Raw genomic sequence first — 12,792 nt, 5'->3', positions numbered from 1 at the left:
TCAGCGGGGAGCTCTTCAGCGGGCGATGTCGTCGGCGGCTGAGCCGTGGTCGCCGTTTCGGTCGGTGTTGCCGTCTGCACCGGTTCGGTGAAGAGCGCGTAGGTGCTGAAGTGCGTTATCGTGGCCTGCACGGTCCTCGTGTCCGGATTGATGGTCGTCGTGATGTCCTCCCAGACGCCGGTCTCCGTGTTGTACCACTTCACCGTAAGGTGCCTGTCGGTGAGGTCGAGGGTGTTCCAGACCTCCTCGGGGATCTGCAGGGTCAGGGTGATCGACGGGTCGAAGGTGGCGCCGTCGGGCTGGACCCGGTAGGCGTAGCCGGCGAACTGGAAGAGTGATCCGGTCGGGACCTCCGGGATTGCGTCGCCCGAGAGGGTGTCCAGGGTGATCTCGGTGAGCGGGTTGCCGTTTGCATCGAGCGCTTTCACGCCGGTCGGAACGGACAGGGAGGCTACCTGGTCTGCGGCGTTGATCACGCTGGACCGAAGGACGATACCGTTGCTGTCGGTGTTCAGGCTACCCTTCCCCTCGGAGACGATCGGAGGGATGACGGAACTGCCGCCGCTGCCACCGCTGCTGCCGTAGCGGTGGGTGGGCGTCGGGGTCGGTGCGACTGCAAAGATGCAGACATCCGTCTGGTTAACGGCAACGACCCTGTCGCCGTCCATGCCCATGGCGTAGAGGGAATAGGTGCCGGGGTTGAGTGTCTTGAGGGTCTCTGCCGCAACCGTCACCGAGGACGCGTTTGCATACCCGGAGCAGCCGTAACCTTCGGCGATGACGAACCCGGAGCCGCGACTGACGTTAACCGGGGTGTCACCCACTGTCAGGGTGTAGGAGACCGGGCTCGCCTCGCCGGCGATCGTCTTTAGGATGGAGATCAGATCGGCCGCCGAGGTCGGGATCGGCTGCCTTGCAAGTTCCGAGGTGTCGACCGTCATCGAGAGGCCGTATCTCGTGCCGTCCTCTTTGACCAGGGCGTAAACGGTCCGATCGACGGACCCGCTGAAGGAGACGGTTACATTCTGGTTCTGGTCCTGATAGTAGGGGTCGCCTCCCGACCAGGCGGCGGGGGTGTTGCCGTCGAGGATGAGGACCGGCATGGCGGCGAGGACGTGCATCGTGTTGATGCCGTCGTACTTCACCGCCGTGAGGAGATACTCGCCCGCCGTGGGCCTCGTGAAGGGCCTGGCGTCCATCATGTTCCGCGCCAGGTCCTTGTTCGCAACGAAGCGTGTGAGGTCGACCTCGTTATGGATCAGTGTGTAGGTCAGGTTGTTCGCATCGTAGTCCTTCGAGTCAATGGCGCCGTAGGCCGTGATGCCCGTCTGGTTGAGGTAGATGATGGCATCGTTCGTGAAGAGGTAGCCCTCTTTCGACGCGGCCCTGAAGAGATCGGTGAAGTTGGCACCTTCAGTTAGGTTCTCCGGGACCTTGAGCAGGAGGACGTTGCCGCGCTGGCCCGGGACCTCCACGGTGAAACTCGGGAGCGTCTCTTTGGTGTAGACGTAATAATAGCACGGGAGGGTGGGCCCGTCGATGGTCGTGGTCTCCGCCACGGTCACATACACGCCGTGGTAGGGACCGCTCGCCGGGTCGAACGTCCGGACGATCTCTCCCAGCAACGGGTACTCGAACGTCTCAAGGTCGCCAGTTTCGGTGCTCTCGAGGGTCACCCGGGTCTTGCTGACATCCAGGGGGTCGAGGGCATCGACGGTTGTAATGGAGAGATTCTTGTACTCTCTGGTATCGTTCGTCGTCACGGTGATGTAAGAACCCCCCGAGGCAGCCACCGCCATAGGGAGGAGAAGAAGGGCGACGATGATACCAAAGATTAATATTCGCCTTCTTTGAATCATGGGTGGGTGTATATCCTGCTATATCATAATCCTTTTTATTTTGAACGGTCATCTATACATACGTTGAATCGATAAGGAGATCTCTCATGTTTAAACTCATCACATGCCTCTTCCTCCTCGTTCTGCTGATCCCGACCGCGACGGCGGCGACGGTCACCATCTCCCCTGCTGCTATCGACCCCGGAGACACCGTCACCGTGAACGTGCAGGGGATTCCCGACGGTGCCGCGTTTTCGCTCGGAATACGCGGGGAGTTCGACGCGAATTCCGATGACCGGTTCAGTTTTACGGCACGAAACCTCGTCCTGCCCTTCTCCCTCGGCTCGGGGGAAGTGAGCGCGTATACCCGCGGCACGGCCTGGACCGGGCTCTCGGTGCAGATGCCGGACGGGGCCTCTGCAAGCCTGAGCAGCAACGCCGATGCGAACGGTGAATTCCGGACCACCCAGTCCTACAACATCTCCAGAGGGACCTACGAGGCCATCACCCTGGACGGAAAGGCCGCAGCCGGGAGCATCGTCACCGAACTGACGATGATGGGCACGAAGAAGGGGCCGGCCGACGGCACGATCTCCTTTTCCGTCGACGGCATCACGGACGGTACCGCGACGGTGACCGTCTATATCGACGGGGCGGAGGCCCTCTCCCGGGTGATCACCATCGGGTCTCCCTCCTCGCCGGGTGCCGACGACACCCCATCGAGCGGCAGTACCGGCAGCAGCGGGTCGCCCTCGGGCTCCCCATCCACCGATCCTGTAGCGACCGAACCCGGGTCCGTGACGGAGACATCGGCCGACGGAAAGGCCTCCCTCGCCGGGGCCGACCTATCGGGTGCCGGTCTCCTCGCCCTCGCCGCGCAGGGCACCGCCCCCGCCGGATGGTCGCTCTCCGGGAAGGCCTATGCCGTGACCCCCGAGGGCCAGGAGTTCGACCCCGCCGTGGTCCTCTCCTTCCGTCTCCCGTCGGCCGACGCGCGGGGGACCCTCGCCAGGTACGAGAACGGCGTCTGGACCCTGACCCCGTCGAAGATCGAGGGTGACCGGATCACGACCATGGTCTCCCGGGCGGGGACCTATACCCTCCTCGTCGCCGCATCGGCTGCCGAAACGACGACGATGCCAACGACGACGGTGACAGCGGCGACGACGACCGCAGCCACGACCGCTCCCGTGGCGACGACGCCTGCCGCCGCGCCGATCACTCCCCTCCTCCCGATCCTTGCTCTCGCAACAGTGATCCTTGGGTGGAGGAGAAGAACCTGACAGACCGCTTCATGGGCCCAGAGGACCGAAAGCCCCTGATCCTGGAGGCCGCCGGAGACATTCCCGGCGACCTCATCGCGGTTGCCGCCGCGACGGCGGCGACCCTCTTCTGCGTTTATGTTCCGATGCTGAACGAGAGTTTTCTCCAGGCCCTCTTCGGCCTGGCGATGGTCCTCTTCATCCCCGGCTACGCCCTGATCGCCGCGCTCTTCCCGGCAAAAGAGGACCTTGACGGGATCGAGCGGGTCGCCCTCTCGTTCGGGCTCTCGATCGCCGTCTCCCCCCTCATCGGGCTTGCCCTGAACTACACTCCCTGGGGAATCCGGCTCGACCCTATCCTTGCCTCGCTTGCCCTCTTCACCCTCGCAATGATCGGGATCGCCTGGTACCGGCGCCTCCTCCTCCCGCCCGCCGACCGCTTCGTCGTTCCGGCGCGGGAGATGCTTGAAGCGGCCCGTCTGGAACTCTTCAACCCCGGCGACTCCCGGCTCGACCGGGCGCTCTCCGTCGTCCTTGTGATCTCGATCGTCGCGGCGCTTGCGACGCTTGCTTACGTCATCGCGGTGCCGAAGGAGGGGGAGCACTTCACCGAGTTCTACATCCTCGGACCGGGGGGGAAGGCCGCGGACTATCCGACCGACTTCCCGGCAGGCTCGACGCAATCGCTGATCGTCGGCGTCGGGAACCACGAGTACCGCGAGGTCGCCTATACGGTCGAGATCTTCGCCCTCAACCAGACCTTCGACCCCGTGACGAATACGTCGACGGTCCACGCGGTCGAGCCGCTCGACCGGTTCGTGGTGACGGTCCCCCACAACGAGACCCGGGAGATGACCTGGGAGTTCTCGATCCCCTCGGTCGACTACAACCGGGTTGAATTCCTGCTCTTCAACGAGACGGTCCCGGACCCTGCGATCACGGGAGAGAACCGGATCGCGGCGAGTTATCGGGACCTTCATCTCTGGGTCCGGGTCCGGCCGACCTGAGGATAACCCGGAGGACCCCGCGTTTTTCGTCGACGGCGACGTGCTCGATCCTCGTGGGGGCTCCGGTTCCGAGGGCGGCGACCGCCGCAAGCAGGCTGCAGATCGGGCAGCCCACCATGGTGCAGCACTTCGGAGAAGCCGCCCGAACCTCCCGGCAGCCGGGGAGGAGGCGGTAACCGCGGAGGGTGACGACGATATTTTCGCCGTCCCACGCGGCTTGTGTCTTTTCGGCGACCTCGAGGAGGTCGTCGCAGACCTCGGATATGCACGCGAGAAGGGCTTCGTCCTCCGCCGGGACTTCAAGGGCATGCTTCTTCTTGAGGGTTGCGAGAAGCGGAGTACATGCAGGAACGATCCGGACGGCGCACCCGCCTTCCGTGGTGATAAAAGAATAGTCGTCGCCGGTCGTCGCAGGAAGGGTGTCGGCGACCGGGATCACCTCGACGATGGTCCCGTTCGCCTCCGGAACGAACCAGGCGTCGCCCTGGACCCCCAGGTCCGCGCAGAGGGTGGCGGTGGTGACGGTCCCCTGCACCGGGAGGAGGGCGGCGAGCCCGGGGTCGAGGGGTTCGCCTTTGTGGAGCGTGAGGAGAAAGACGCCGGCGAAGAAGCACCCGGCACCCGCGAGGACAAGGGTCGCGGTGGTGATGTCGCCCCGGCCGGTGGCGGCCGCGAGGACGAGGAGGCCCGCCGCCGCGAGGATGAGGAGGAAGGCACCCTGGTAGGGGCTGTTTACGTTCATGCCTCTCCTCCTGCCGCCCACCGGGCAAGCCGGTAATCCCGGAGGGTGAGGGCGACGTAGCCGCAACCGAGGGCGGCTGCAAGGCCGACGAGGGGGAGGAAAACGGTGCCGCTCGCCGCGATGACCGCGGCGAAGAGGACTGCGGCGACGGTGAAAACCGGGAGACCCCGCAGGTCGCCGAGGAACGCGGCAAGAACGATTACCTGAAGGACGAGCGCCGCCACGAGATCGCCCGCGGCGACGACCAGGACTTCGCCGGCAGAGAGCAGGAGGAACCGGCGGTCGGCCGCCATCAGAGCACCTCCACGGCATCGACCCCGGGAAGGGCGCCGGCACCGGCGGGCGCCCTGAGGACAACACGCATCCCGAGGCCCTTCGCCTCATAGACGAGCTGGACGAGGTGGCTCCTGTCGCCCGCCGGGAGGAGAGAGTAGAGGTGGACCTCCGATGCATCCGTCCGACCGAGCGCCGCTCGCACCGCCGCCGCGAAGGGTGCCGGGCTCTCTGCCGCAAACGCACGGAGAACGCCGCCGACCCTCTCCCGGAAAACCGCCTCCCTCTCGCTGGACCCTATTCCAGGCAGTCGGGCCCGGGCCGCGAGGAAGACCGGTCCCGGTGCCCGATAGAGGGGAGCGCGGGGCTCGGCGGGGAGAAGTCCGCCGAGAGTCGCGAGCGCCTCCCGAATATCCTGAGTCAGGGGGAGGAACCGGACGATCTCGGGGCCGGCGACGACCAGGAGAGAACAGCCGCCGCACGAGCCGATCGTCCCTTCAACCGCGCTGTAGACGGCCATCGAGAACCGGGCGAAGACCTCCGGGTCCCCGTCGGCCCGGGTCGGAAGGTCGACGGCGATAAGAGGCGCGCCGCCCTCAAGCCCGGCAAGCTGCCGCACGTAGTAGGTGTTATGCCTGGCCGTGACCTTCCAGTCGATCAGGCCGGGGTCGTCGCCTGAGCGGTAGGGCCGGAACCCGCGGATGCCCTGACCGGCAAGCGCGGTTTTTCGGTCGACTTCGGTGTCCCCCGCCCCGGCCCCCGTTCCTCCTCCGGCCGCAACGGTCCCTGCAGGAAAGACCCGGAGGTGCGGAGCGTCGAATCCGCGACAGACGAGGTCCCGGGAGAAGAAGGCGTCGCTTGCCTCGATAACGACCCCGCAAAACGCCGTCTTGCCGGGAGCCATAAGCCGGACGGTGTAGGTTGCGGTCCTGCCCGGGTCGCAACGAGCGCCCTCGCCGACCGCGACCGCCGGCGGGAGGTCGCGTATCCGGACGACCATTCCCGGCGGGGCGGCAATCTCGGCCCGCACCCGGACGGTCGCCGCCGCACCCTGCCGGAGAATCGTCCGGTCGACCTCACGCTCGACGGTAAGAGAAGAGGCCGCAGCCAGGAGATCGCGCTCGAACCGCCAGCCCCGCCAGAGGAGGAAGAGGGCAAGGGAACCGGCGGCGAGGGCCGCGGCCGGGCTCGTGAGGAGAAGCGCCGTGACGGTGAGAGCGAGGGCGAGGGCCGCGACCCCCTCGCTCGTCCGGGTCGGCCGGATCATCCCTAAGACACCCCGACGCTCTCGACGATCTCGGCGATGACCTCCTCAGGGGTGACGCCGGTGATCACGGCCTCGCGGGTGAGGCAGATCCGGTGCCGGAGGACCGGGAGAGCCAGAGCCCGGATGTCGTCGGGAATGACGTAAGTCCGGCCGTTCAGGGCCGCCTGTACCCTCGACCCCCGGACGAAGGCAATCGAGGCACGGGAACTCGCGCCGAGCCGGATGTCCCCGTGGGACCGCGTGGCAAGGACGAGGTCGCGCATGTAGACCATGGCCGCTTCGTCGACCTGGACCCCCCGGGCGGCCGCGGCCATGGCTTTAACCTCCTCCGGCCCGAGTATGGGTTCGATCTGGTCCTGGTAGACCCCCCAGTCCAGTTCCCCGGCGCGCTCTCGCCGGAGGATTTCGAGCTCGTGATCCGGGTCGAGGTGCGTGAGAACGGTGCTGAACATGAATCGGTCGCACTGAGCCTCGATGAGCGGGAACGTTCCTTCGTTATCGTGGGGGTTCTGGGTGGCGATGACGAAGTAGGGGTCGGGGAGCGGGTAGGTCGTCCCGTCGATCGTCGCCTGGCGTTCGCTCATCGCCTCGAGGAGAGAACTCTGGGTCCTCGGGGTCAGGCGGTTTATCTCGTCGACCATCAGGAAGTTCGTGAATATCGGCCCTTTCTGGAGGACGAACGCGCTCTTGCTCCTGTCGTAGACCCGGACCCCGATGATGTCCGCCGGCTGGACGTCCACGGCCCCCTGGACCCGTTTGAAGTCATAGCCGATGAGACGCGCGATGATCTTGCAGACGGTGGTTTTGGCGGTCCCCGGGACTCCTTCGATAAGAAGGTGGCCACCGCCGATCATGCTGATGAAGATCTCTTCGATGAGGGTCTGGTTCCCGACGACCACCTGTTGGGCGGTCAATTTAATATCTTCGTAGGCGTTTGCAATCGTATCGGTGTGTGTGGCGAGGTCGTCAATCATCTTTTTCTCTCCTCCCGAACCGGTAGGCCACCGGCAGGACGGCCAGGGCGGTGAACGCGGCCGCCGCCGTCGGCGTCTCCCGGACCCAGGCTACGGTGTTGATAATCGGGTTGGCGGTCCCGGTTCTGCTATGGATGCCGTCGATCCGGACCGGCTCGTTTCGGATATTCTCAATGAATCCCGGGTTTTCGGCGAGCATGGCGTTGATGAAGAGGCTCGGGTCGCCAAGGACGGTGAGGTTGCCCTCTCTCGCGCAGACGACCGCGGTCCCGAGGGTCTCCTGACCGCCGACCCTACCGTCGCCGTCGGCGTCGTCCCAGGAGAGGATCGGGGTAGCGAGGAGCGGCTCGCCGCCTTCGATCGCCGCCGGGCGGTTGACCCGGACGGTCTCGATACCGGCGAAGAAGCTCGCGTTCCCGACGACCCGGGCGGCAAAGAGTCCGGGGTCGATATGGTCCCGTTCCAGGCTCGATAGGTTCCCCGGCCGGACCCGGATCGTGCTCCCGAGGTCCGCGAGGAGCCGGTTCGCCGTCCCCCCTTCGTCGGCGATGAGGACCCTCCCGCCGCCGGCGAGGAACGCCTGCAGGTACCCGACTTCGTCGGCCGTGAACTCTTTATCCGGCGCGAGGATGAGGAGGGTCGCATCAGGGGTGAGGTCCCGGAGGTCGCGGGCCTCCTCCCCGGCGAAGTTCGAGGTGCCGTTCCAGCCGACGTTGTAACGGCTGTACTCCTCGGTGGTGGTGGTCGCGTGGGCATACGCCGCCCCGGCGGCGAGGAGGAGGATGCAGAGGACCGCCCAGGCCTCACGGGGCAGTTTCGTCACCCCCGAGCGCCTCTCTCTCCATTGCACGAAGTTCCTCCTCCGTGGGGACCTCGCCGGCATACCGGACCCGTTCGTAGCGCTCAAAGAACCCGGCGTGGTCGGGAGCAAGCCGGATACAGTCCCGCGGGGTCTTTGTGTCGGAGAGATCGAGCCGGGTACGGAGGGCCCGGAAGAGGACGGTCGCGGCATCTCTCGGCGGGAGCCCCGCGATCTCCACCCGCGGCGGCGGGGCCTCGACGGTTTCATCCACCGCTACGCTCTCAGGCTGTTCCACGGGCAGGGTCTCCTCCGTCGCACGGTATCGCCGCCGGAGGTACCACCCGGTGCCGAGCGCGGCGGCAACGGCGGCCGCGAACGGGAGGGGGGAGAGCCCCTCGCCCCGGACGACGAACATCTCCTCCCGGCTCTCGGAGGCGTTGAGGGGGTAACCCGCGGCGTGGAACTCGGCCCGGAGGGTGTGCTCCCCGGCCGGGAGGACGGTCTCCTGTACATAGGTGCCGTTTTCATCGGTCTGTGCGGCGATGAGGGTGCCGTCGCCGAGCCTGACGAGGACCGGCGCGCCCGCGACCGGCCGGCCTTCGGCGGTCGTGAGGTTCCCGGTACAGGCGACGGCGGTCCGGTTCACCTCCGCGAGGGAGAGGGTGGTGGCGGTGTCCCCGGAAAGGACCGTAAACGTTGCGACGGGGGAGTAGACCGCGCCCGCGGTCACGTAGACGAGATGAGGCCCGGCAAGGACCCGGTCGACCCGATAGGGATACCGGTAGGCCCCATCGTCGTCGAGGGCGACGGTCCCGGCGATCCGGCTGTCGATGTAGACTTCGACGGGGGTTCCCGGGATGCCGCCGGTATAGGTCCCGGCGATCGACAGAGTATCCCCGTAGCGCCCCTCGCCGGGAGCGACTGCGATGTCGAGGGGGGACCTCAGGGTGCTTTCGCCGCCGATCTCCTCCCGCCAGTCGTCCGCAGCGTCGGCGACCTCTGCGAAGTCCATGACGCTCTTCTGGTAGGGGGTTGCGTTGAGGTCGTAGCGCCCGGCGACCCAGGTCGTCGCAGCCTCCCGTCCGGCGTAGGCGGCAAACCCTTCCCGCATCTTCTGCCGGAGGGCCTCGCCCTCGTAGACGACGGTCGCGTGCTGCTCGTCGTCGCCCCGGACCTCGATCTCGAGCCGCTGGAGGTCGTCGAACCGCCGGGTGTCGTTTAAGAGGGTGGAGAGGGTCTCGAGATTCTTCTGGTTGTTTTGCTGGAATTCGCCGATGTCGGTCCCGGAGACGTCGAGAGTGACGACCATCCGGTCGAACTGCCTTGAGAGTTCGCTGTAGCGGGCGAGGTCTTGCTCCGCGCTCTCGTAGTCTTTGAGCCGGATCGTGAGGGCGAGGGTTCCGGTCTCCCCCAGGAGTTCGTCCATCAGGGGGACGACGGCCGCGGCATCGCCGGGAGACCGCTTCTGGACCGTCACGGGGTCGGTGTGGGCGGCGGTCGAGATGTTCTCTGCCGCATAGAGTACCGGGGACGTCGCCTCTCCTGCAAGGAGGAAGAGAACGAGGACGACTGCCGCCGCAAGGACGATACGGGATGCCTGACGGTTCATGCGGCAAGAATCTCCAGGATTTTTTCCACGACGATATAGGCGAAGAGGGCGACCCCGGCGGCGATGACGTAGCCGATGTAGCGCATGTAGCGCGGCCGTGAGAAGGCATCGTCGATGAGGACCGCGACGACGAGGAGGCCGATGAGCGAGAGGACGAAGAAGACCTCGAGGTCGAGCGTGCGGTTTAAAACCATGAAGAAGGCGACGATAATGAGCCAGACCGCGAGCACGGCCGCCGCGTAGTATTTCTTCGCATCCGCCATTCGGATTAATTCTCTGCTCTATGGAAGATATAACTTTATTGAAACCGCAGCTTCCCCGGGTGTTGCAGGGGCGTTGTGGGCTCGTCATGGACCGGGATCAGAATGCAGTGAAATAATCGGGCTGCAATATCCGGGGGATGCCCCCCGCTCCAGCGGTGGGTGTCACCGATCCCGAACGCCCCGAATGAACTCTTCGGTCATGCGGGCGGCGTCGTCGTCCTTGACCTGCAACGGGGGGTGTTTCATAAAGTAGGCGGACGGAGAGGTCAGCACGCCCCCGACGCCCCGGTCGAGGGCGAGCCTGCAGCACCGGACGGCGTCGATAACGATCCCTGCGGAGTTGGGCGAGTCCTCGACGGAGAGGCGGAGGTCGAGGTTCATGGGGACGTCCCCGAAAAGCCGCCCTTCCATCCGGAGGAAACAGACCTTGTTGTCCTTCTGCCAGCAGACGTAGTCGCTCGGGCCGATGTGGATATCATCGTCGTCGAGACGTTCATCAAGGATCGATTGCACCGCCTCGGTCTTCGACTCTTTCTTCGAAGCGAGGCGGCTCCGGTTCAACATATTCAAGAAATCCGTGTTTCCGCCGGTGTTGAGCTGGTAGGTCCGGTCCAGTTTCACCCCGCGCCGCTGGAAGAGGTCCGCAAGGACCCGGTGGGTGATCGTCGCCCCGAGTTGGGCCTTGACGTCGTCGCCGATGACCGGGAGACCACGTTTCCGGAACTCCTCCGCCCATGCGGGGTCGCTTGCAATGAAGACCGGCATGTTGTTGATGAAACCGATGCCCGCCTCCAGCGCACAACCGGCGTAGAACCGGGCCGCCTCTTCCGACCCCACAGGGAGGTAGTTGAGCAGCATCTCGGCGCCCGAGTCGTTGAGCGCCCGGACGACATCCTCGCGCGACGCCTCCGCAGCATCGGCGGGCACGAACCTGTGCTCCTCCGGATAGCCCCGCATGTGCTCCGGAAAGCCGTCCAGTATCCGTCCCATCCGAACGATCACCCCGGTTTTCGGCACATCGGGGCAGAAGACCGTGGTGCAGTTCGGCGGGGAGAAGATGGCCTCGGAGACATCACGTCCGACCTTCCGTGCATCGATATCGAACGCCGCCGCCACTTCGATGTCGGACGGCAGATACCCCCCGAGGTCCCGGTGCATCAGACCGATTGCATTCTGCTCGTCTTTTCCCCGGTAGTATGCTATCCCCTGGAGCAGCGAACAGGCACAGTTCCCGACACCAACAATTGCAATCTTGATCGAGTCCACGACAGTCCTCCGATTGAATAATACAAAGGTTGGCACAACCCTCTCCGGGAACGACCGGCGCGGAGGGAGTTGCGTAGCAGACAGAAATATAGATCGGCAAAATATAAGGGTATGGATGGTTCGGGAAATGCCTGTAATGAGAGGCATCCGGGTATAACTGCGCCGATCCGAAATGACCCGGGGGTGCGGCACGCAGGGCTCGCCGCTGGAGAAGAGTGCCTGTTTCGCAACCTTTTTCTGTTTCATACCCCAGATACTCAGACGGTGAGATACCATGATCAATGCGGAACATGCACTCTTTGGAGAAGCACTCGTCGGTGAAGGACCGGAAGTTGCCCATATCGACCTTGTCATCGGGAAGAAAGGGAGCAGCGTGGAACAGGCCTTCGTCACAGCGCTCGCATCGCCCGAACGGGGCCACACGCCACTCCTCGCCGTCCTCACCCCGAACCTCCCCGCAAGACCCCCGACGCTGATGGTCAACAAGGTCACCATCAAAGGCGCGAACCAGGCTCTCCTGATGTTCGGCCCCGCTCAGGCCGCCGTCGCGAAGGCGGTGGTCGATTCTGTCGCGGAAGGCATCATCCCGGAGACAGAGGCCGACAACCTGCTGATCATTGCGTCGGTCTTCATCGAGTGGGATGCGGCGGACAAAAAGAAGATCCACGACTGGAACTACGAGGCGACGAAGATCGCCATCCGCCGGGCGATAACGGGCGAGCCGAAGATGAGCGAGGTGCTCGCGAAGAAAGATACGGCGAAGCATCCCTTCGCGTGAGACGCAAGGCAGGGAAACGGAGAAAAAGGCCGGAGATTTCCCCGGCTGCTTTTTTCGAATATCACCTTTTTTCAGGTTCGCGGCTGAGAAGCCGCCCTATCCCCCGGTAGACCGAGCGGACCAGGGTGAGAAAATTGGCAAGATAGACCTCCCGCGCCTCGAGCCTTCGAACGAGTACGGCCTCTTCGGAGAGGAAAAGGGCCTTGAGATGGCGCATATCATCCTTCGGGGAGAAGAAGAGGTAGACCGGGATACCCGCCAGGATAACCAGGCTCCCCACGATTTTATCGAAGGTCGTTGTGGAAGAGATGAGAAAGAGGCAGATGCCGATGCCGACGAGCGGAAGGAGATGCTGACCGCGGAGGTTCGTGGCCCCGTCGCTCCGTAGCACGATGAGCGCGAAACAGGTGAGCAGGAACGAGAACGCAAGGTTGAGGACGGCGAAGGAGATCAGCCCGGAGAGGTTTCCGACATTGGAGAGAACGAACGCAATCGCACCCTGGGCGATAAGGATCATATAGGGCGTGTCGTAACGCGGGTGGAGCCGGGCAAAGATGCGGGGGAAGAGCCCGTCGATTGCCATCGCGTAGGCAAGCCGTGCACTGCCGAGCATCCCCGATTCGTCCGATCCCGCCACAGAGAAGAGGGCGCCGACCGTCATGATGAGCGCTCCGGCCGACCCGAAGAGTGCCGTTCCGGCGATAACGAGCG

At 64.8% G+C, this 12,792-nt stretch carries 12 protein-coding genes and 1 pseudogene; 3 read left to right on the top strand and 10 right to left on the bottom strand.

Annotation, left to right across the window (positions count from 1 at the left end; genetic code table 11):
- Window positions 1–1,859 (bottom strand): annotated as a pseudogene (locus BP737_RS03745) (hypothetical protein); the annotation flags it as partial.
- 86 nt (window positions 1,860–1,945) lie between these two features.
- Here BP737_RS03745 and BP737_RS03740 point away from each other — a divergent pair.
- The gene (locus tag BP737_RS03740; protein WP_292409806.1) at window positions 1,946–3,121 is read left to right on the top strand and encodes a hypothetical protein; all 1,176 of its coding nucleotides are present in this window, start codon (window positions 1,946–1,948) and stop codon (window positions 3,119–3,121) included.
- Between the two features lie 11 nt (window positions 3,122–3,132).
- Window positions 3,133–4,107 (top strand): DUF1616 domain-containing protein, encoded by a 975-nt coding sequence (locus BP737_RS03735; protein ID WP_292409804.1) that lies wholly within the window; start codon window positions 3,133–3,135, stop codon window positions 4,105–4,107.
- On the opposite strand, the gene BP737_RS03730 is transcribed toward BP737_RS03735, so the two are convergent.
- From BP737_RS03730 to BP737_RS03695, 8 genes are all read right to left on the bottom strand, one after another.
- Window positions 4,037–4,849: a hypothetical protein gene (locus tag BP737_RS03730; RefSeq protein WP_292409801.1), complete on the bottom strand. Its 813-nt coding sequence runs from the start codon at window positions 4,847–4,849 to the stop codon at window positions 4,037–4,039. The two genes, BP737_RS03735 and BP737_RS03730, sit on opposite strands and share 71 nt — an antisense overlap.
- Window positions 4,846–5,142 (bottom strand): hypothetical protein, encoded by a 297-nt coding sequence (locus tag BP737_RS03725; RefSeq protein ID WP_292409799.1) that lies wholly within the window; start codon window positions 5,140–5,142, stop codon window positions 4,846–4,848. Before BP737_RS03725 ends, BP737_RS03730 begins: the two co-directional genes overlap by 4 nt.
- The gene (locus BP737_RS03720; protein WP_292409797.1) at window positions 5,142–6,389 is read right to left on the bottom strand and encodes a DUF58 domain-containing protein; all 1,248 of its coding nucleotides are present in this window, start codon (window positions 6,387–6,389) and stop codon (window positions 5,142–5,144) included. Before BP737_RS03720 ends, BP737_RS03725 begins: the two co-directional genes overlap by 1 nt.
- 2 nt (window positions 6,390–6,391) lie before the next feature.
- Window positions 6,392–7,363: an AAA family ATPase gene (locus BP737_RS03715; RefSeq protein ID WP_292409795.1), complete on the bottom strand. Its 972-nt coding sequence runs from the start codon at window positions 7,361–7,363 to the stop codon at window positions 6,392–6,394.
- Complete coding sequence (locus tag BP737_RS03710) at window positions 7,356–8,213, bottom strand: DUF4350 domain-containing protein (RefSeq protein ID WP_342685942.1); 858 nt, start codon at window positions 8,211–8,213, stop codon at window positions 7,356–7,358. The genes BP737_RS03715 and BP737_RS03710 overlap by 8 nt, the downstream gene beginning before the upstream one ends.
- Window positions 8,167–9,774, bottom strand: coding sequence for a carboxypeptidase-like regulatory domain-containing protein (locus tag BP737_RS03705; RefSeq protein ID WP_342685941.1), 1,608 nt, complete (start codon window positions 9,772–9,774; stop codon window positions 8,167–8,169). The genes BP737_RS03710 and BP737_RS03705 overlap by 47 nt, the downstream gene beginning before the upstream one ends.
- The gene (locus tag BP737_RS03700; protein ID WP_292409788.1) at window positions 9,771–10,037 is read right to left on the bottom strand and encodes a hypothetical protein; all 267 of its coding nucleotides are present in this window, start codon (window positions 10,035–10,037) and stop codon (window positions 9,771–9,773) included. Before BP737_RS03700 ends, BP737_RS03705 begins: the two co-directional genes overlap by 4 nt.
- Window positions 10,038–10,199: 162 nt before the next feature.
- Window positions 10,200–11,303, bottom strand: a complete 1,104-nt coding sequence (locus tag BP737_RS03695) for an inositol-3-phosphate synthase (RefSeq protein ID WP_292409786.1) — start codon at window positions 11,301–11,303, stop codon at window positions 10,200–10,202.
- A gap of 274 nt (window positions 11,304–11,577) precedes the next feature.
- On the opposite strand from BP737_RS03695, the gene fae reads away from it, so the two are divergent.
- Complete coding sequence (fae, locus tag BP737_RS03690; protein ID WP_292409784.1) at window positions 11,578–12,081, top strand: formaldehyde-activating enzyme; 504 nt, start codon at window positions 11,578–11,580, stop codon at window positions 12,079–12,081.
- A gap of 61 nt (window positions 12,082–12,142) precedes the next feature.
- On the opposite strand, the gene BP737_RS03685 is transcribed toward fae, so the two are convergent.
- Window positions 12,143–12,792: APC family permease (locus tag BP737_RS03685; protein WP_342685940.1), on the bottom strand; the 650-nt coding region annotated here is incomplete at its 5' end.

This window comes from Methanoculleus sp. UBA291 (assembly GCF_002499755.1).
GTDB lineage: Archaea > Halobacteriota > Methanomicrobia > Methanomicrobiales > Methanoculleaceae > Methanoculleus > Methanoculleus palmolei.
Note: the sequence above shows the minus strand (reverse complement) of the source record. Positions and strands in the feature narration are given on the sequence as shown.